Here is a 19,235-nt window from a genome sequence, read left to right on the forward strand (position 1 = left end):
CCGGCCGGGCACGACAACGCCCCTGCGTCGGCCCGCTCCCACCCGCGCGACCGGGACGGCGCGACGCCGACAGGAGGAGACCCAGGGGCTCGTACCGTGCAAGTCTAGCGGGCCGTGACCCGGGACCGGCATCCGCCGCCCCGTCCGGCGGCCACCGCGGTCCGATACCCTCGATGCTCATGAGTTCCCCTTCCACGTGGACCCCGGGCGGGTCCCCGTCCTCCGCGCCCGCGGCCGCCCCGGGCACCCACCTCAAGGCCCGGCACCTCGTGATGATGGCCCTGGGCAGCGCGATCGGCACCGGCCTGTTCATCGGCACGGGCGCCGCGATCCGCACCGCCGGGCCGGCGGTGCTGCTGTCCTTCCTGGTGGCGTGCGTGCTGCTCGTGCTCGTGATGCGGGCGCTGGGCGAGATGGCCGCCGCGGATCCGTCCCCCGGCGCGTTCTCCACCTACGCCGAGAAGGCCATGGGCCGCACCGTGGGACGCACCCTCGGCTGGCTGTGGTGGGCGCAGATCGTGGTGGTGGTCGCGGCGGAGGCCACGGCCGCGGCCCAGCTGCTCGCGGAGCTGTGGCCGGTGGCCGAGCAGTGGGTGCTGGCGCTGCTGTTCATGGTGGTGTTCACGGCGATCAACCTGGTGCGGGTGCGCACGCTCGGGGAGACCGAGTTCTGGTTCGCGCTGATGAAGGTGCTCGCGGTGCTGGCCTTCCTCGCGGTCGGGATCGCCGTGCTCCTGGGCCTGACCGAGGAGCCCTCCCCGGGGCTCGCGAACCTCACCGCCCACGGCGGCTTCCTGCCCCACGGCCCGACCGGGGTGGCCGCCGCGCTGCTCGTGGTGGTCTTCGCGTTCGGCGGCACGGAGCTCGTGACCATCGCCGCCGCGGAGACCGAGGACCCGCAGCGCAACGTGGCCCGCGCCGTGCGCACCATCCTGGTCCGGATCCTCGTCTTCTACGTGGGCGCCGTGACCGTCATGGTCCTGGTGCTGCCGTGGAACGACGAGCAGCTCTCGGTCAGCCCGTTCGTGGCCGTGCTGGAGACCGCCGGGGTGCCCGGCGCGGACGTGCTGATGGCCGTGGTCATCATCCTGGCGCTGCTCTCGGCCCTCAACGCGAACATCTACGGCGCGTCCCGGATGCTCTGGTCGCTGGCCCGCCGCGGCTCGGCGCCGCGGGCCTTCGCCGACGTCTCCGACCGCGGGGTCCCCCGGAGCGCGGTGGTCGTCTCCGTGCTCTTCGGCTTCGCCGCCGTGGTGCTGAACTACCTGTGGCCCGAGACCGTGCTGCTGTGGATGCTCAACACCGTGGGCGCGACCTGCCTGGTCGTCTGGGGGCTCGCCCTGGTCTCGCAGATCGTCCTGCGCCGCCGCGCGGACCGGGACGGCACCGAGCTGCCCCTGCGGATGTGGGCCTTCCCGTGGCTGTCGTACCTGGCGCTGGCGCTCCTCGCCGGGATCGTCCTGCTCGGGCTGCTCGACGGCGCCGTGCGGGGCCAGCTCCTGCTCACGGCCGGGCTGGTGGCGCTCATCGCCCTGGCCTCGAAGGTGCTCGGCCGCCGGGCCGAGCACGCCCCGCAGGACTGATCCGGCGGAGCCGCGGCTCCGCCGGGGCCACGGGCACAGGACATGCCGCGGTGCGCGGCCGTCGCCGGCGCCGGTGACGGTGTCAGAGGCGGTGCTCCGGCGGGATCAGCGGGCGCTCGGCGCGGACCCGCAGCTCCTGGACCGCCCACGAGTTGCCGTCGGGGTCGCTGAAGCCGAAGACGGTGCCGCCGTCCCGCTCGTCGAGCACCGTGATCCCGCTCACCTCCACGCCCCGGGACAGCAGCTCCTCGCGGGCCGCCCGGGCGTCCGCGACCACCAGCTGGAGCCCGCGCAGGGATCCGGGGGCCATCTCCCGGTGGGCGGGGAGGTTGCCCACCACGATCGAGCAGCCGGACCCGGGCGGGGTCAGCTGGGCGATGTCCATCTGCTCGGTGGTGGTGTGGTGGTCGAGGTGGAAGCCGACCTGGTCCCGGTAGAACTCCACGGCCCGGTCGACGTCGCGCACCGGCACCAGCACCACCTCGAGCGTCCAGTCCACGGTCAGACCCCGCCCTGCGCGGTCCGCCCGCCCAGCAGCTCCTCGAGCCGCTCGTAGCCCTCGGCCACGCCCTTCTCCATGCCGGATCCGACCATCCCGTCGCGGGCCTCCTGGGACGCGTGGACGGTGTGCCCGCGCAGCCGGCACCGGCCGTCGCCCAGGTCCTCGAAATGCAGGTACTCCAGGTCCACGGCGTCGGGCCAGTCCTCGTACTCGAAGGTCTGGACCACGAGCTCGTTCTCGCGCACCGTGTGGAAGACGCCGCGGAAGGCGTACTCCTCGGTGCTGTCCTCGCCGCGCTGGACGAACCGGTAGGCGCCGCCGGGGCGGAACTCGAAGCCGTCGATCCGGGTCCGCAGCCCGCGCGGCCCGATCCACTGCCGGAACAGCTCGGGGTCGGCGTGGGCGCGGAAGACGTCGGCCACGGGGTGGTCGAACTCGCGCTCGAAGTCGATGAAGGGCAGGCCGTCGGGGACGGTCAGGTGCAGTGCGTGTCCCATGGTTCAGTCCTGGGTGTGCTGGCCGCGGTCCGCGGCTCGGGTGTCGAGCACGGCGTCGAGGCGGCGGAACTGCTCCTCCCGGACCAGCCGGTACCGGTCGATCCACGCGGTGAGCGCCTCGAGCCGTGCGGGGTCCAGGTGGACGGGCCGGCGCTGGGCGTCACGGGTGCGCGTGACGAGCTGCGCCTGCTCGAGGACCTGGATGTGCTTCGAGACCGCCTGGAGGGAGATCGCGAAGGGTTCCGCCAGTTCGGTGACCGTGGCCGGTCCGCGGCTGAGCCGGGCGACGATGCGGCGGCGGACCGGGTCGGCCAGGGCCAGGAAGGCCCTGTCGAGCTCGTCGTCGCCGGGATCCACGGTGTTCGTCAACTGATTCCTTGATCAACCTGTTGGTTGTCAAAGACTAGGCCGCCCGCCCCGGCCCGGCAAGACCCGAGACCGGATCGTGACGGCCCCGGACCTGCGCTCCTCATGGGCCTCGCCGCCGGTGCGTCGTCGCGCGTCCGTGTTGCGTCCTGTGACGCCGCGGTCGTCACAGTCGGCGCACCGGCGTCTTCTGGGCGCCCGCACTTGGCAGCGCGGCGGGGCAGCCGCTGGAATGGGTCCTGCATCTATCCAGAGCGGCCGAGAGACCTGGCTCGTCGACGCCGCAGCAACCATCCGCGCCCCCGCCACGGGGTGCGCGGAACGGTGCTCCCGCCAGGACCGATGGAGCTGTCGCAGCCTCCCGGGTCCACTCCGGGACGGCTGCTGCCCTCCCTCGGGGTGACCCTTGGAGGAAGAACGTGACACCACGCCCGACCGCCCGGCCGGCGCCGCCGTCCCTGTCCTACGAGCTCTATCCGCCGCGCAGCGCGGCGAGCGCCGACACGCTGCTGCGGACCATCGAGGAGCTCGAGCCCACCCGTCCCGACCACGTCTCGGTGACGTACAGCGGGGACGAGCAGCGCCGGGACAGCTCGCTCGCCCTGCTCGACCACCTCCTGGCGCGCACGAGCCTGCGGCCCCTGGCCCACCTGACGTGCGTCGGCAGCACCCGGGCCGAGCTGGAGCAGACCGTGGCCGCACTGGTCCGCCGCGGCGTCCGGGGCGTCCTGGCCCTGCGCGGCGACCTCGACCCGGGGGCCGAGCCGGGCGAGCTGCGGCACGCCGGCGAGCTCGTGGAGCTCGTGCGCGAGGTCGAGCAGCGCCACACCGCGGCCCTGGCGGCCGGCCGGCTCGCCGTGGGCGTGGCCGCCTACCCGACCCGGCACCCGGAGTCGCCGTCCTTCCGGCACGACGTCGAGGTGCTGCTGGCCAAGCAGCGCTCCGGGGCGGACTTCGCGATCACGCAGGTCTACTTCCGCCCGCAGCGCTACGAGCGCCTGGTCGCGGCGGCGCGGGCGGCCGGGGTGACGATCCCGATCGTCCCGGGGATCATGCCGGTCACCGACCCGCGGCGGCTCCGGACGCTGTGCCGGCTGGCGGGCCTGGCGCCCCACCCGGGCCTGGCCGCCGCGCTGGAGGACGCGCCCGGTCCTGCCGAGCGGCACCGCGCCGGCGTGGCCTTCGCGGCGCGGCTGGCCCGCGCCGCCCTGGACGCCGGCGCCCCCGGGCTGCACCTCTACACCTTCAACGAGCACGGGGCCGCGCTCGACCTGCTGGAGCACGTGGACCTCCCGCGCGTCCCGCACGTGCCCGTCGCGCTCGAGGACCTTCTGCTCCCCGCCTGAGCACGCGCCCACCCACCGTTCCGCACGACCCCTCGACACCCCTTCAGGAGACCACCATGACCACTGTCCCGTTCCCCGCCGCCACCATCACCGGCTACCCCCGGATCGGCCGCCGCCGCGAGCTGAAGAAGGCCCTGGAGGCCTACTGGGCCGGGCGCTCGACCCGCGAGGAGCTCGAGTCTGCGGCCGCCGACCTGCAGCTGGCGACCCACCGCCGGCTCGTGGAGCTGGGCCTCGGCGCCCGGGACTCGTCCCTGCCCGCGGCGTTCCCCCTCTACGACCAGGTCCTGGACACCACCGTGGCCCTCGGGGCGGTGCCGGCCCGCTTCGCCGATCTCGCCGACGCCGAGGGCCGGCTCGGCCTCGACGCGAGCTTCGTGCTGGCCCGCGGCGACGCCGGGCGCGCTCCCCTCGAGCTGACCAAGTGGTTCGACACCAACTACCACTACCTCGTGCCCGAGATCGGCCCGGAGACCCCGCTCCGCGCCACCGCCGACCGGCTCGTGGCCGACGTCCGCCGTGCCGCCGCGCACGGCTTCACCGTCCGCCCGGTCCTCGTGGGCCCGGTGTCCTTCCTCCTCCTCGCCAAGGCCGACGACGACGCCCCCGCGGGCTTCGACCCGCTGCAGCGGCTCCCCGAGCTGCTGCCCGTGTACGCGCGGCTGCTCCAGGAGCTCGCCGCCGCCGGCGCGGACTGGGTGCAGCTGGAGGAGCCGGCCCTCGTGGCGGACCAGGACGTCACCGGCGAGCAGCTCGCCTCGTCCGTGTGGGACGCCTACACGGGCCTGACCGCCGTGACCGGGCGCCCGCAGCTGTTCGTCACCACGTCCTACGGCTCCCCCGGGCCGCTGCTGCACCCGCTGGCCTGCTCCGGGGTGGAGGCCCTGCACCTCGACCTCGTCAAGGGCGCCGCCCCCACCGCCGAGGAGCTGGAGCTCTTCCGGGGCGAGGACTCCGCCGTGCTCGTGGCCGGCGCCGTGGACGGGCACAATGTGTGGCGGGCCGACCTGGCCGGCCGGCTCGACCAGCTCGCGGAGCTGGCCCGCGGGGGCGCCCAGGTGTCCGTGGCCTCCTCCACGTCCCTGTTCCACGTCCCGCACGACGTGGCCGAGGAGACCCGGCTGGACCCGCAGCTGCGGAGCTGGCTCGCCTTCGCCGACCAGAAGGTCGGCGAGATCGTCACCCTGGCCCGCGGTCTCGCCGCCGGGACAGAGGCGGTCGCGCCGGAGCTGGCCGAGGCCGCCGAGGCCCGCCGCACCCGGCAGGACGCCGCAGGGGTCCGGGACGCGGCCGTGCGCGAGCGCGCCGGGTCGCTGACCGCCGCGGACATCGGACGGTCTGCCGCGGAGGTCCGCCGGAGCGCCCAGGACGGCCGGGCCTTCACGGCCTCCGGCCCCCTGCCCCCGCTGCCCACCACCACGATCGGATCCTTCCCCCAGACCGCCGAGGTCCGTGCCGCCCGCGCCCGGCACCGCGCCGGCGCCCTGACGGACGCGCAGTACGACGCCTTCCTGCGGGAGGAGATCGAGCGGGTCGTGCGGCTGCAGGAGGAGCTGGGCCTGGACGTGCTGGTGCACGGCGAGCCGGAGCGCAACGACATGGTCCAGTACTTCGCCGAGCACCTCGACGGCTTCGCGACCACCGTCCACGGCTGGGTCCAGTCCTACGGCTCCCGCTGCACCCGCCCGTCGATCCTGTGGGGCGACGTCAGCCGGGAGGGTCCGGGCCTGCGCGGCGAGGCGTTCACGGTGCCGTGGATCGGCCACGCCCAGTCCCTCACCGACAAGCCGGTCAAGGGCATGCTGACTGGCCCGGTGACGATCCTCGCGTGGTCCTTCGTGCGCGACGACCAGCCGCTCGGCGAGACGGCGAACCAGGTGGCGCTCGCGCTGCGGGACGAGGTCGCGGACCTCGAGGCCGCCGGGATCGGGATCATCCAGGTGGACGAGCCGGCGCTGCGGGAGCTGCTGCCGCTGCGCCGCGCGGACCAGCCCGCCTACCTCGGCTGGTCGGTGGACGCGTTCCGCCTGGCCACCTCGGGGGTGCGGGACGAGACCCAGATCCACACCCACCTGTGCTACTCGGAGTTCGGCGAGGTGGTGGGGGCGATCGACGGCCTGGACGCCGACGTCACGAGCATCGAGGCGGCCCGGTCCCGGATGGAGGTGCTGACCGACCTCGAGGCCGCCGGCTTCTCCCGGGGCATCGGGCCGGGCGTGTGGGACATCCACTCCCCGCGCGTGCCCTCCCAGGAGGAGATCGAGCAGCTGCTCGAGCGGGCCCTCGAGCACGTCCCGGCGCGGACCCTGTGGGTCAACCCGGACTGCGGCCTGAAGACCCGCGGCTACGAGGAGACGAGGGCGTCGCTGGAGCACCTCGTGGCGGCGGCCCGGACGGCGCGCGAGCGGGTGGCGCAGCCCGCCGGCCGGCCGCTGATCGTCCAGCACGGCACGCGCGGCTGACCCCGGGCTCCCGCGGGTCAGGAGGCGGCGCCGGGGCGCGGGCCGGCGCCGCCGGCCGGGCCGGTCCGGGCGGCCAGCCGGGCGAACGGGCCGCCGGCCGCGCGCAGCTCCCGCGGCGCGCCCCGCTCGACGATGCGTCCGCCCTCGAGCACCACGACCTGGTCGGCGTTCTCGACCGTGGAGAGCCGGTGCGCGATGGTCAGGGTCGTGCGGCCGGCGGCCAGCCGGTCGAGGGCCTCCTGGACCTGCGCCTCGGTGGTGTTGTCCAGCGCGCTGGTGGCCTCGTCGAGGACCAGCACGGGCGGGTTGCGCAGCACGGTCCGGGCGATGGCCAGGCGCTGCTGCTCTCCGCCGGAGAAGCGGTGGCCGCGCGCGCCGACCACGGTGTCCAGCCCATCCGGCAGCCCGGCGACGGTGTCGGCGACGCGCGCGGCGCCCAGGGCGGCCCACAGCTCGGCGTCGGAGGCGTCCGGATCGGCCAGCAGCAGGTTCGCGCGCACCGTGGCGTGCACCAGGTAGGTCTCCTGGGAGACGACGCCCACGATCCGGGCGAGGTCCGCCGGATCGATCTCCCGCACGTCGACGCCGTCGATCGTCACCCTGCCGCGGGCGACGTCGTTGAGCCGCGGCAGCAGGGAGCCGAGGGTGCTCTTGCCCGAGCCGGTGGGTCCGACCACCGCCGTGGTGGTGCCCGCCGGCAGCACCAGGTCGAGCTCGTGCAGGACGTCGGCCCCGTCGTCGTAGGCGTGGCGCACGCCCTCGAACCGGACCTCGCCGCGCACGGCGGCCGGGTCCAGCCGGACGGGCGCGGCGGGCGGGACGATCTGCGGCTCGAGGTCGAGGTACTCGAAGATCCTGCTGAAGAAGGCCAGCGCGGACACCCACTGCACGCCGATGTTCAGCAGACCCATGACGGGCCGGAAGATGGTCCCCTGCAGGGCGGTGAACGCCACGAGGGTGCCGATGGTCATGCCGCCGCTGGTGGCCGGGAAGCCGGCGGCCAGGTAGATCACGGCGGGGATGGCGGCGAAGACGATCTGCATGGTGGCCATCCGCCAGCGCCCGGCCAGCTGGCTGCGCAGCTCCAGGCCCACGAGCCGGTCGGAGCGCTCGGTGAAGCGCTCCGCGTCCCGCGCGGTGGTGCCCAGGGTCTTGGCCAGGCGGACCCCCGAGACGGACAGCCCCTCCTCCACCTGGGTGTGGAGCGCGGCGAGCTCCCGCTGGCGCTCGTCGGTGACGTCCCGGCGGATCAGGGCCACGCGGCGGGAGAGCCAGATCGCCGGCGGCAGCACCACCAGGGAGACGAGGCTCATCGCCGGGGACAGCGCCACCATGGCCACGGCCGTCGCCACGGCGGTGGTGAGGTTGGACGCCACGCCCGTGGCGGAGCTGGTGACCACGGACTGCATCCCCGCGATGTCGTGCGTGAGCCGCGACTGCACCTCCCCGCCCCGGGTCCGGGTGAAGAACCCCAGGGACTGGGCCTGCAGGTGGGTGAAGAGCTGCACGCGCAGCGCGTGCATCACCTGCTGGCCCATGGCGGTGGCCATCCAGGTCTGGACCACGCCGATCACGGAGGTGAGCGCCGCGACCCCGACCATCGAGGCGGTGAGCAGCACCAGCAGGCGGGTGTCGCCGCCCGGCAGGGCGTCGTCGATCACGCCGCGGACCAGGAACGGCTGGGCGAGGTTGACGACCGAGGACGCGGTGATGAGCACGACGACGAGCGCGATCGTGCCCCGGTGCGGGGCGAACAGCGCCGCGATCCGGCGCGGGCTGACGGGGTGCCGGGCGAGCTGCGTCCGGTCCGCGGGGTTCCGGCGCGCAGGCCGACCTCCGCCCCCGCCGCCTCCGGGGCCGGCGCCGGGCAGGACGCCCGGGCTGTCGGCCGGGGTGCCTCCGCCGTCGTGCGCCGGGGTGCGGACGCGCGCGGGGTGCTGGGTCGTCGCCATGGGATCCTCCTCGGGAACTATCAAGGAGGTTACCTCTCTATGAGGTAACCCGCAATGGGGATAGGATGACGCCATGCCCAACGACGCTCCGGATCCGGCCCGCCTGGGGGACCTGCTGCACGCCGTCTTCCGCCGGCTGCGCCGCCGGTGGGCCGAGCAGCTGGCCCCCTTCGGACTGACCCCGCACCAGTTCCGGGCGCTCGACGCCCTCGCCGGATGTGCCGGTGAGCCGGGGCACCGGCAAGGCCCGGCCGGGACCTGCCGCCACGGCGGCGGGTCCGCCAGCCTGCGGGTGAAGGACCTCGCCGAGGCCCTGCGCATCGCCCCGCGGTCCGCCACGGAGGTGGTGGACCTGCTCGAGCAGAAGGGGCTCGTGGAACGGGTCCCGGACCCGTCCGACCGGCGGGCCACACTGGTGGCGCTGACGCCCCGGGGCACCGGTCTGCGCGAGCGGGTCCGGGAGGACCGGCGCCGGGAGTCCGAGGAGTACTTCTCGCGGCTGGCCCCGGAGGACCGGGTCGAGCTGGAGCGGCTGCTCCGCCTGCTCACGGCGGACGGCCCGGCGCCGGACTGAGCCCCGGCGGGACGTCCGCCGGGACTCAGTCCAGCTGCGCGGGCAGGTCCGCGAAGGCCTCCGCCACCCCGGCGTGCCGGATCCGCCCGGCGGCCGTGTTGAGCCCGGCCGCGAACTCCGGATCGGCGGCCAGGGCCTGCTCCGGGCCGCGGGCCAGGCGCCGCAGATAGGGCGTGGTGGCGTTGGCGAGGGCCCGGGTCGCGGTGCGCGGCACGGCGCCGGGCATGTTCGCCACGCAGTAGTGGGTGATGCCGTCCACCTCGAACGTCGGGTCGTCGTAGGTGGTCGGGTGGGAGGTCTCGAAGCACCCGCCCTGGTCGATGGCGACGTCCACGAGCAGGGCGTGGTCGTGCAGCACCGCGAGGTGCTCGCGGCGCACGAGCTTGGGCGCCGCCGCCCCCGGGACGAGCACCGCCCCGATCACCACGTCCGCCCCGGAGATCTCCTCCTCGAGCACGTGCTCGTCGCTCATCAGCACGCGGGCCCGGTGCCCGAGCAGGTCGGTGAGCTCGCGGATCCGCACGCCGTTGGCGTCGAGCACCGTGACGTCGGCCATCAGCCCCGAGGCCATCAGGGCGGCCTGCGTGCCCACGACCCCGCCGCCGACCACCACGACCTTGGCCGCGGCGACGCCGGGGACCCCGCCCATCAGGAGCCCGGGGCCGCCGGCGTTGGACTGCAGGTGGTGGGCGGCGGACTGCGCGGCGAGCCGGCCCGCGATCTCGGACATCGGCTGGAGCAGGGGCAGGGTCCGGCCGGCGCGGACGGTCTCGAAGGCCACGGCGGTGGTGCCCGCCTCCAGCAGCGCCTCGGTGAGCGGGCGATCGGCGGCCAGGTGCAGGTACGCGAAGAGCGTGAGGTCGGGGCGCAGGAAGCCGTACTCCTCGGCCACCGGCTCCTTCACCTTGACCAGCAGCTCCGCCCGCTCCCACACGGCGGACCGGTCGACCACCTCGGCCCCCGCGGCGGTGTAGGCGTCGTCGTCGAACCCGGAGCCCTCCCCCGCGCCGGTCTCCACGAGCACCTCGTGGCCGTCCCGCACGAGCTGGGTCACCCCGGCGGGCACGAGGCCCACCCGCCGCTCGGCCGGCTTGATCTCTCTGGGAACTGCTACGCGCATGGTCCGTGCTCTCCTCTCGTCGTGGCCCGCCGGCACGGGACCCGCGGCGCCGTCGCCGGCGGTCCCGCCGCCCCCTCACCGGGAGCGGACGTAGCCGGCGTTCTTGTCCACCTGGTCGACCAGCCGCTCCCCGGCCGTCCAGCGCCGGAGGTTGTCCTCGAACTGGGCGGCGAGCTCGTCCCGCCACCCCTCCACGTCCCCGCACATGTGCGCGGACACGTGCACATTGTCCATCGCCCAGAAGGGGTGGTCCCGCGGAAGGGGCTCCGTGTCGAAGACGTCCAGGGTCGCGGCGGCCGGACGCCCCGCCCGGAGGGCCTCCAGCAGCGCGTCCTCGTCCACCAGCGCGCCCCGGCCCACGTTCACGAGGTGGGCGTGCGGGGACATCGCCGCGAGCACCCGGGGGCCCACGATCCCGTGCGTCCGCCCGGTCAGCGGGGCGGCCAGCACCACGTGGTCCGCCCACCCGGCGTGCTCGGCCAGCTCGGCGGCGGGGACGACGGTCCCGAAGTCCGGGTCCTCCGTCCGCGCCGTGCGCCCGGCGCCGCGGACCTCCACCCCCACCGCCCGCAGCAGCCTGGCGGTGGCGCGGCCGATCCCCCCGGTGCCCACGACGAGGGCCGTGGAGCCCTGGGTGCGCCGCAGCTCGCGGTGCACCCACCGGTGCTCGCGCTGCAGCCGCGCGCTCCGGTGCAGCTGCTTGTCCTGGGCCAGGACCGCGGCGAGGACGAACTCGGCGATGGGCCGGTCGAAGACGCCGTGCGCGTTGGTCACCAGCACCGCCGAGGAGCGCAGCGCCGGGAACAGCACGGCGTCCACCCCGGCGGCCGCGACGTGCACCCAGCGCAGCCCCGTCGCGGCGTCCCACGCGCCGGCGAGCGCGTCCGAGAAGAAGTCCCACAGCAGCAGCACCTCCGCCGGGCGCCGCCCGCCGGTCCCCGCGAGGGCGTCGGCGAGGCCTTCGCTCGTCACCACCGTGACATCGGCGAGGGCCCGGAGGGCGTCCTCGTTGCCGGGCGGTGGCGTGCCCTCGGCGGTCAGCACGACGACTCGGGGCGGCTCGCGCACGGTGCTCATGGGGCCACCCTACGGGGGCGGTCCGATTGTTGACAATCTGCACGGGCTGTTCCCATGATGGGCCATGACCTCACTGAGTCCGCTCCTGAAGCAGGCGACCCCGGTCGTCGTCGACTCCGCCCGGGGCTGCTGGATCTCCGGCACGGACGGGCGCGAGTACCTGGACTTCACCACCGGGATCGGGGTGACCAGCACGGGCCACTGCCACCCCCGGGTGGTCGAGGCGGCCCGCGAGCAGGTCGGCCGGGTCATCCACGCCCAGTACACGACCGTGCTGCACCCCCCGCTGCTCGAGCTCACCGAGAAGCTGGGCGAGGTCCTGCCGCCGGGCCTGGACTCCGTGTTCTACGCCAACTCCGGCTCCGAGGCGGTCGAGGCCGCGGTGCGGCTGGCCCGGATGGCCACGGGCCGGCCCAACGTGGTGGTCTTCCAGGGCGGCTTCCACGGCCGCACGGTGGCCGCGGCGACGCTCACCACCGCCGGCACCCGGTTCTCCGCCGGCTTCTCCCCGCTCATGGGCGGGGTGCACATGGCCCCGTTCCCCTACGCCCACCGCTACGGGTGGGACGAGCGGACGGCGGTCGACTTCGCCCTGCGGGAGCTGGACTACCTCCTGGTGACCCGGACGGCGCCCGAGGACACCGCGGCCCTCCTGATCGAGCCCGTGCTCGGCGACGGCGGCTACCTGCCCACCCCGCCGGCCTTCCTCGAGGGGCTGCGGGAGCGGGCGGACCGGCACGGGATCCTGCTGGTGCTGGACGAGGTGCAGGCCGGGGTGGGGCGGACCGGGCGGTTCTGGGGCCACCAGTTCGCGGACGTGGTCCCGGACGTGCTGATCACCGCGAAGGGCCTCGCCTCGGGCTTCCCGATCTCCGCGATCGCGGCGCCGACCGCGCTGATGGAGCGGGGCTGGCCCGGGTCGCAGGGCGGGACCTACGGCGGCAACGCCGTGGCCGCCGCGGCGGCCTGCGCCACCCTGGACGTGGTCCGCGACGAGCACCTGGTGGAGAACGCGCGGGTCCGCGGGGACCAGCTGCAGGCGGGGCTGCGGCCCCTGCAGCAGCGCTACCCCGGGATCAGCGACGTCCGCGGCCGCGGGCTGATGCAGGGCGTCGAATTCGCACAGGAGGACGGCTCCCCGGACGCCGCCGCCGCGCTCGCCGTGCAGCAGGCCACCACCGGCCACGGGTTGCTCACCCTGACGTGCGGGCCGGCCGGCAACGTGGTCCGGCTGATCCCCGCGCTGGTGGTCTCCGAGCAGGAGATCCGCACGGGCCTCGAGCGCTTCGAGGCCGCCCTGGCCGAGGTCCTCGCCGGGGCGGCGGCGACCGCATGAGCCCCGCCCCGTCCCGCACCGCGCCCGGACGCACCGGATCCCGCCTCGGACCCCGCGCCGCACCCCGCGCCGATCCCGACCGGAAGGACACCCCGTGACCGACTCCGCCGCCCCCACCACCGCCCCCATCACCGCCTCCGAGGACGTCCTGCGCCGGTCCCGGGAGGCCGTCGCCGGGGTCAGCACTGGGGTCTTCGTCGACGGCGAGTGGACCGAGGCCGCCTCCGGGCGCCGCTTCGACGTGGTGGACCCGGCCACCGAGGAGGTCGTCGCCACGGTGGCGGACGGCGGCCCGGAGGACGCCGTCCGGGCGATCGAGGCCGCGGGGCGGGCCCAGAAGGACTGGGCGCGGACCGCGCCCCGCGAGCGCGGCGAGATCCTGCGCCGCTCCCACGACCTCATCATGGCCCGCCGGGACGAGCTCGCGCTGGTGATGTCCACGGAGATGGGCAAGCCCCTCGCCGAGGCCCGCGGGGAGGTCGCCTACGCCGCCGAGTTCTTCCGCTGGTTCTCCGAAGAGGCCGTGCGGATCGGCGGGGACATGACCCTCTCGGGGGACGGGAGGACCCGGATCCTGGTCTCCAAGGAGCCGGTGGGACCCTGCGTGCTGGTCACCCCGTGGAACTTCCCGCTGGCCATGGGCACCCGCAAGATCGGCCCGGCCGTCGCGGCCGGCTGCACGATGGTCTTCAAGCCCGCGAACCTCACGCCGCTGTCCTCCCTGGCCCTCGTGGACGTCCTGGTGGAGGCCGGACTGCCGGCGGGGGTGCTCAACGTCGTGTGCACCTCGAGGGCCTCCTCGGTGGTCGGGCCCTGGATGTCCTCGGGGATCGCCCGCAAGATCTCCTTCACCGGCTCCACCGAGGTGGGGGTGCGGCTGCTCGAGCAGGCGGCCCAGCACGTCATGCGCTCGTCCATGGAGCTGGGCGGCAACGCCCCCTTCATCGTGTTCGAGGACGCCGACCTCGACGTGGCGGTCGAGGCCGCGATGACCGCGAAGATGCGCAACATGGTCGAGGCCTGCACGGCGGCCAACCGCCTGTTCGTCCACCGCTCCGTGGCCGGGGAGTTCTCCGCACGCCTCGCGGAGCGCATGGGCTCCCTCACCGTGGGCCACGGCGTGGCCCAGGGCACCCAGGTGGGCCCCCTCGTCGAGGAGAAGGCTCTGGCCAAGGTGGAGGAGCTCGTGGACGACGCCCTGGCCCGGGGGGCGTCCGTGCTGTGCGGGGGACGCCGGGCCGGGGGCCGGGGCTGGTTCTACGCCCCCACCGTGCTGTCCGGGGTCAGCCCCGAGGCCGCGCTCATGTCCCAGGAGATCTTCGGGCCGGTGGCGCCCGTGGTGGCGTTCGACTCCGAGGAGCAGGTGCTCGGGTGGGCCAACGACACCCCGTGGGGGCTCGTGGGCTACCTCTTCACCCGCGACGTGGACCGCAGCTTCCGCGTCAGCGAGGCCCTCGAGGTCGGCATGGTCGGGATCAACACGGGGCTGGTCTCCAACCCGGCGGCGCCCTTCGGCGGGGTCAAGGCCTCGGGCCTCGGGCGCGAGGGCGGCCGCACGGGGATCGAGGAGTTCCTCGAGACGAAGTACACGGCGGTGCCCCGTGGCCGATGACACCGTGGCCGGTCCGGACGTCCGCCCCGCGCTGTTCCCCGACGCGGAGTACGCCGCCCGGCTGCGCGCGGTGCGGGGGCGGATGGCGGAGCAGGGCCTGGGCGCGCTGCTGGTGACCGACCCCGCGAACCTGTTCTACCTGACGGGCTACGACGCCTGGTCCTTCTACACCCCGCAGCTGCTGTTCGTGCCGGCGGAGGGCGAGCTGCTGCTGTTCCTGCGGGAGATGGACGCCAACGGCGCGTTCCGCACGGCCCGGCTGGACCCCGGGCAGATCGTCGGCTACCCCGAGCGCTACGTGCACCGCCCGCACCTGCACCCCTTCGACTGGGTGGCCTTCGCCCTGCGCCGCCGCGGCCGGGTCGCCCCGGCCGCCCGGGGGTGCGTGGGCCTGGAGATGGACTCCCACTTCTTCTCCCCCAAGGGCTACCGCTCGCTCGTCAACGCCCTCCCGGAGTGGACCCTCGTGGACGCCTTCGACCTCGTGAACTGGGTGCGCGCCGTGAAGTCCCCGGCGGAGATCCAGTACCTGCGCACGGCCGCCCGCGTCACGACGGCCGCGATGCAGGCCGCGATCGACACGATCGAGCCCGGGGTCCCGCAGCACCTCGTCGCGGCGCAGGTGGCCCGGGCCCAGGTCGAGGGGGTCGACGACGCGTGGGGGGACTTCCCGGCCATGGTCCCGATGCTCCCCACCGGGGCCTCCGCCGACACCCCGCACCTCACGTGGTCGGACCGGGTGCTGCGGGAGGGCGACGCCGTGGTGGTGGAGCTCGCCGGGGTGCACCGGCGCTACCACGTGCCGCTGGCCCGCACGGTGATGCTCGGCCCGCCCACGGCCGAGCTGGGCCTGCTCGAGGAGGCCGTGGCCTCGGGGCTCGAGGCCGTGCTCGACGTCACCGCCGCGGGCGTCCCGGTGCGCGAGCTCGCGAGCACCTGGAACTGGGCGCTCGCGGAGTTCGGGCTCGAGAAGCCCAGCCGGCTCGGCTACTCCGTGGGCATCGGCTATCCCCCCGACTGGGGCGAGCGCACCATCAGCATCCGCTCGGAGGACGAGAGCGTGCTCGCCGAGAACATGACGTTCCACCTCATCTGCGGCATGTGGATGACCGGGTACGGCTACGAGGTCTCCGAGTCGATCCGCATCACCGCCACCGGGACGGAGGCCCTGACCTCCTTCCCCCGAGCCCTCATCAGGAAGTGATCCCATGACCACCACCGCCGCATCCCTCACCACCGTGGCCGGCCTGCGCACCGCCCCCACCGCGGGGGTGGGCGGCGACCCCGCCCGGGGCCTGCTGCCCCTGGCCCGCCGGGCGGACGGGCTCGTGGGGTCGGTCATCGACTCCTCGACGTCCCTGCTCGCCGCCCAGACCCACGACATCGTCCGCTTCGCGATGGGCGCCCCGGCCGCCGAGGTGATCCCCACGGAGCAGTTCCGGCGGATCGCCGCCGAGGTCCTCGGCGCCGGCTCGTTCACGTACGGGGCCACGGAGGGCGAGCCCGGTCTGCTCGAGACCGTCGTGGCCCACCACTCCACGACCCCGGAGCCGACCCGGCCCGAACGGCTCGTCATCACCTCCGGCGGCATGCAGGGCCTGGACCTCGCGTTCAAGCTCTTCGTGGACCCGGGCGACCTCGTGGTGGTCGAGTCCCCCACCTACACGAACGGCTCCGGCACCGCCCTCAGCTACGGCGCGGACCTGCTCGAGGTCCCGGTCGACGAGGACGGCATGGACGTGGACGCGCTCGAGACGCTGGTCGCCGAGACGGGGCGCACCCCGCGGGCGGTCTACACGATCCCGAACTTCCAGAACCCCTCCGGCACCACGCTGAGCGAGCCGCGCCGGCGGCGCCTCCTGGACCTCGCGCACCGGTGGGGCTCCGTGATCATCGACGACGACCCGTACGGGGGCCTGCGCTTCGCCGGCGAGGACGTCCCCGGGTTCCGGGAGATCAGCCCGGACGACCCGCTCGTGTTCTCGGTGCGGACCTTCTCCAAGGTCCTCGCCCCGGGGCTGCGCGTGGGGTGGGTGGACGCCGACCCTCGGCTGCGGAGGCTGCTGATCGCCGGCAAGCAGGCCATGGACACCTGCACGAACGTCCCCGGTCAGCACATCGTGGAGCGGTTCGTGCGTCAGGGCGGCTACGACGACCACCTGGCCGGCCTGCGCACGGAGTACCGGCGGCGCAAACAGGCCATGGACGCCTCGATCGCCCGTCACCTGGGCTCCCGGGTGGTCACGACCGACCCCGAGGGCGGCTTCTTCCTGTGGGTGACCCTGCAGGGCGACGACGCGGCCGTGGCCACGCCCCGGCTGTTCGAGATCGCCCTCGCCGAGGGGGTCGCCTTCATCCCCGGTCCCGCGCTGTCCCCCTCGGGCCGGTTCCAGGACGCCTTCAGGCTGTGCTTCGCCTCCACCAGCCCGGAGCGCACGGAGGTGGGCGTGCAGCGCCTGGCCCGGGCCCTGGACCTCGCCCGGGCGGAGCTGACGGGGCGGTAGCACCGGGCCGGCCCGGGACCCGGCGGCCGGGACGACCGCGCCCCGCCCGGCCGCCGGCCTCAGTCCGCCCCGGCGTCCTCGTAGGGGTAGGCGGCGATGACCTCCCGGACGCGGTCCAGGGCCGGCCCGTCCAGGCCGTGCTCCGGCAGGACGGCGGCCCACGCGTCCACGGCGACGTCCCCGTAGTTGTGCCCGTGGCCGGCCGGGACGGCCTCGCCCAGGACCATGTCCACGGCCAGCTGGAGGTAGGTCAGGAGCGGGATCCACACCATCGCGTCGCTCACGTCCGCGGCGCGCCCGCCCTCGGCCTGCGATCCCGCCAGCCACTCCGGCCGCTGCCAGATCACGGCGGGGTCCAGCCAGGTGATGGGGTCCGTGGCGTGCTGGAGGTAGGCGATCCGCGGGCGCTCCCACGGCCCGGGCACGGCGTCGAAGTCCCCCGGGACGGAGAGCCAGCGCACGGTCCGGCCCTGGTCCAGGACCGGCTGCCACACGGGGCTGCCGGGGTCGCGGCCCTCCTGCAGGCTCCGCCAGGGCTGGGCGTTGTTCGGCGGGCCGGTGAACACGGCGCCGTCCGTGCGGCGGGTCATCTCCGGGACGTCGGCGAACACGGACTGCATCCCGGAGGCGCCGAGGCTCAGCCCGTACACCACCAGCCGGGGGCGGTCCCCCGCCGGCATCCGCGCCCACTCGGCGTGCACGGCGTCGAACAGCGCCCGGCTCGAGGCGCGGGGCAGCTCCGGGGCGAAGAGGAAGGAGACCCAGCTGGGCTGGTAGGAGTACTGCGTCGCCACGATCGCCGTGCGCCCCCCGTTGAGGTACTCCACGGTGTCCACGGACTGGCGCTCGAGCCAGCCCGACCCGGTGGGCGCGGCCACCACCAGCACCTCCCGCTCGAAGCCGCCGGTGCGGCGCAGCTCGTCCACGGCCAGGGCGGCGCGCTCCTCGGCCGTCTCGGCCTGGTCCAGACCCACGTAGACCCGCACCGGCTCCGCCGCGGGACGGCCCGTCACCTCCTCGATCTGCGCCGGGGTGGGCCCGCCGCCGACGAAGGCGCGGCCCTGCATGCCGAGCGCCTCCCAGCGCACCGGCGAGTCCCCGCCCGCCGAGCGCCACCGGGAGCCGGGCTCGACGACGCCCTCGGGGGTCGTCGCGTCCCGTGCCGCGTAGACCCGGTCCGCCGCGGCCAGCACGCCGAGCACCACGAGCAGGACGGCCAGGAGGACGGCCGTGCCCGCGGCGGCCACGGAGACGGCCGAGGCCGCGCCCGCGCCGGCGCCGCGACGGCGGGCGAGGTCGCGGGCGCGCCGCCGCACGGCGCCCAGCGCGCCCAGGAGCCCCAGTCCCGCCGCGGAGGTCAGCGCCCAGGACAGCAGGAACGGGCCCAGCCCGGCGGCGGCCCGAGGGGGCATGTCCACGTTCGCGCGGACGTCGTTCTGCCACTCGACCACCAGGGCGGACAGGGCCAGCGAGCCCAGGACCACGAGGGCGGCGGCCGCCGCCCACTCCCGCACGGCGGTCCGGCGGGAGTCGCGCCCGGAGCCCCGGGCCGGTGGGAGTCCGCCGGTGCGGCGGGCGGCAGCGGCCCGGAGCACGAGCCCCACGAGCAGGACCCCCAGGCCGTGGCCGAGCGTGAAACCGACCCCGGCGAGAAAGCCCTGGAAGACGGGCGGCCGCGGCAGCAGGGAGGGCGTCACCGCCGCCACGGAGAGGCCGAGCCCGAGCACGAGGCCGATCGAGCGCGCCACGGCGGAGGCGCTGGAACCGGGGTCCATGGCACGAGCGTAGTCGCCGCCCCTCCCGGCGCCTGCGGGGCGCCTCACCCGCGAGTGGCGGGGGCCGGACCGGTGCGCTGGGCGCGCGCGGCCAGGAGCCGATCGGCCACCAGGGACAGCACGGCGGCGAAGACCGAGATGAGCAGCGCCGCCAGCGCGGCGACGAGCAGCCCGGAGACGGCCAGCAGGCCCGTCAGGGCGGAGAAGACCCAGATGAGCACCGCGTTCACCGCCAGGGTGAGCAGCGCCAGCAGCACCACCGACCCCGGCTGGGGCAGCCGGGCGGTGACGAGCGGCACGAGCACGTTGCAGAGGCCGATGAACAGCGCCACCACCAGGTGGGAGAGCAGACCGCCCTCGATGGAGAACCCCGGGAGCAACCACGCGGTGAGCTCGACCGCCCCCGCCAGCACCGCCCACCGCACGAGAAGCGACACGACCATGGCTGTCTCCTGTCCTGCTGCGCCCCGCTGCCTGCCGGACGGTGCTCCCACTGTCGCGCCCACGGCCGGGCCCCGCATCACCCGCG

Annotated in this window: 16 protein-coding genes and 1 riboswitch; of the genes, 8 read left to right on the forward strand and 8 right to left on the reverse strand. The window is 75.2% G+C overall.

Features of this window, described 5'->3' with window-relative positions:
* Positions 1-173: 173 nt before the first annotated feature.
* Positions 174-1,583 (forward strand): amino acid permease, encoded by a 1,410-nt coding sequence (locus ACZ2G1_RS09030; RefSeq protein WP_017833079.1) that lies wholly within the window; start codon positions 174-176, stop codon positions 1,581-1,583.
* 82 nt (positions 1,584-1,665) lie between these two features.
* Here ACZ2G1_RS09030 and ACZ2G1_RS09035 read toward each other — a convergent pair whose 3' ends face one another.
* Genes ACZ2G1_RS09035 through ACZ2G1_RS09045 form a run of 3 tightly spaced genes read right to left on the reverse strand, consistent with a single transcriptional unit; the run spans position 1,666 to position 2,939 of the window.
* The gene (locus ACZ2G1_RS09035) at positions 1,666-2,082 is read right to left on the reverse strand and encodes a VOC family protein (RefSeq protein WP_017833078.1); all 417 of its coding nucleotides are present in this window, start codon (positions 2,080-2,082) and stop codon (positions 1,666-1,668) included.
* Between the two features lie 2 nt (positions 2,083-2,084).
* Positions 2,085-2,582, reverse strand: a complete 498-nt coding sequence (locus ACZ2G1_RS09040) for an SRPBCC family protein (protein WP_095649819.1) — start codon at positions 2,580-2,582, stop codon at positions 2,085-2,087.
* A gap of 3 nt (positions 2,583-2,585) precedes the next feature.
* The gene (locus ACZ2G1_RS09045; RefSeq protein ID WP_095649820.1) at positions 2,586-2,939 is read right to left on the reverse strand and encodes an ArsR/SmtB family transcription factor; all 354 of its coding nucleotides are present in this window, start codon (positions 2,937-2,939) and stop codon (positions 2,586-2,588) included.
* Between the two features lie 251 nt (positions 2,940-3,190).
* Positions 3,191-3,297, forward strand: a riboswitch (SAM riboswitch).
* 70 nt (positions 3,298-3,367) lie between these two features.
* Here ACZ2G1_RS09045 and ACZ2G1_RS09050 point away from each other — a divergent pair.
* Both ACZ2G1_RS09050 and metE read left to right on the forward strand, forming a co-directional pair.
* The gene (locus tag ACZ2G1_RS09050; protein WP_017833075.1) at positions 3,368-4,294 is read left to right on the forward strand and encodes a methylenetetrahydrofolate reductase; all 927 of its coding nucleotides are present in this window, start codon (positions 3,368-3,370) and stop codon (positions 4,292-4,294) included.
* 56 nt (positions 4,295-4,350) lie between these two features.
* Positions 4,351-6,756, forward strand: coding sequence for a 5-methyltetrahydropteroyltriglutamate--homocysteine S-methyltransferase (gene metE, locus ACZ2G1_RS09055; RefSeq protein ID WP_095649821.1), 2,406 nt, complete (start codon positions 4,351-4,353; stop codon positions 6,754-6,756).
* A gap of 17 nt (positions 6,757-6,773) precedes the next feature.
* Here metE and ACZ2G1_RS09060 read toward each other — a convergent pair whose 3' ends face one another.
* Positions 6,774-8,708: an ABC transporter ATP-binding protein gene (locus ACZ2G1_RS09060; protein ID WP_109268542.1), complete on the reverse strand. Its 1,935-nt coding sequence runs from the start codon at positions 8,706-8,708 to the stop codon at positions 6,774-6,776.
* A gap of 73 nt (positions 8,709-8,781) precedes the next feature.
* Here ACZ2G1_RS09060 and ACZ2G1_RS09065 point away from each other — a divergent pair, with 73 nt between their 5' ends.
* Positions 8,782-9,282, forward strand: coding sequence for a MarR family winged helix-turn-helix transcriptional regulator (locus tag ACZ2G1_RS09065; protein ID WP_109268543.1), 501 nt, complete (start codon positions 8,782-8,784; stop codon positions 9,280-9,282).
* Positions 9,283-9,307: 25 nt separating this feature from the next.
* Here the strand turns inward: ACZ2G1_RS09065 and ald are convergent, their stop codons facing one another.
* Together ald and ACZ2G1_RS09075 are read right to left on the reverse strand one after the other, a co-directional pair.
* Positions 9,308-10,402: an alanine dehydrogenase gene (gene ald, locus ACZ2G1_RS09070; RefSeq protein ID WP_095649823.1), complete on the reverse strand. Its 1,095-nt coding sequence runs from the start codon at positions 10,400-10,402 to the stop codon at positions 9,308-9,310.
* Between the two features lie 75 nt (positions 10,403-10,477).
* A complete protein-coding gene (locus tag ACZ2G1_RS09075; RefSeq protein ID WP_470376597.1) occupies positions 10,478-11,479 on the reverse strand; it encodes a D-2-hydroxyacid dehydrogenase in 1,002 nt (333 codons plus the stop codon).
* Between the two features lie 64 nt (positions 11,480-11,543).
* Here ACZ2G1_RS09075 and ACZ2G1_RS09080 point away from each other — a divergent pair, with 64 nt between their 5' ends.
* The 4 genes from ACZ2G1_RS09080 to ACZ2G1_RS09095 all read left to right on the forward strand — a co-directional run bounded on the left by ACZ2G1_RS09080 (position 11,544) and on the right by ACZ2G1_RS09095 (position 16,931).
* Positions 11,544-12,815, forward strand: coding sequence for an aspartate aminotransferase family protein (locus tag ACZ2G1_RS09080; protein ID WP_035925578.1), 1,272 nt, complete (start codon positions 11,544-11,546; stop codon positions 12,813-12,815).
* 148 nt (positions 12,816-12,963) lie between these two features.
* Complete coding sequence (locus ACZ2G1_RS09085; protein WP_470377719.1) at positions 12,964-14,427, forward strand: NAD-dependent succinate-semialdehyde dehydrogenase; 1,464 nt, start codon at positions 12,964-12,966, stop codon at positions 14,425-14,427.
* Positions 14,417-15,631, forward strand: coding sequence for a M24 family metallopeptidase (locus tag ACZ2G1_RS09090; RefSeq protein ID WP_017833067.1), 1,215 nt, complete (start codon positions 14,417-14,419; stop codon positions 15,629-15,631). Before ACZ2G1_RS09085 ends, ACZ2G1_RS09090 begins: the two co-directional genes overlap by 11 nt.
* Positions 15,632-15,635: 4 nt before the next feature.
* The gene (locus ACZ2G1_RS09095; protein ID WP_260987099.1) at positions 15,636-16,931 is read left to right on the forward strand and encodes an aminotransferase-like domain-containing protein; all 1,296 of its coding nucleotides are present in this window, start codon (positions 15,636-15,638) and stop codon (positions 16,929-16,931) included.
* Positions 16,932-16,990: 59 nt separating this feature from the next.
* Here ACZ2G1_RS09095 and ACZ2G1_RS09100 read toward each other — a convergent pair whose 3' ends face one another.
* On the reverse strand, positions 16,991-18,706 hold the full coding sequence (locus ACZ2G1_RS09100; protein WP_470376598.1) for an alpha/beta-hydrolase family protein: 1,716 nt from the start codon (positions 18,704-18,706) through the stop codon (positions 16,991-16,993).
* Positions 18,707-18,750: 44 nt separating this feature from the next.
* On the reverse strand, positions 18,751-19,149 hold the full coding sequence (locus ACZ2G1_RS09105; RefSeq protein WP_035925575.1) for a phage holin family protein: 399 nt from the start codon (positions 19,147-19,149) through the stop codon (positions 18,751-18,753).
* Positions 19,150-19,235: the final 86 nt, after the last annotated feature.

It is taken from the genome of Kocuria sp. KKT182, from assembly GCF_055635395.1.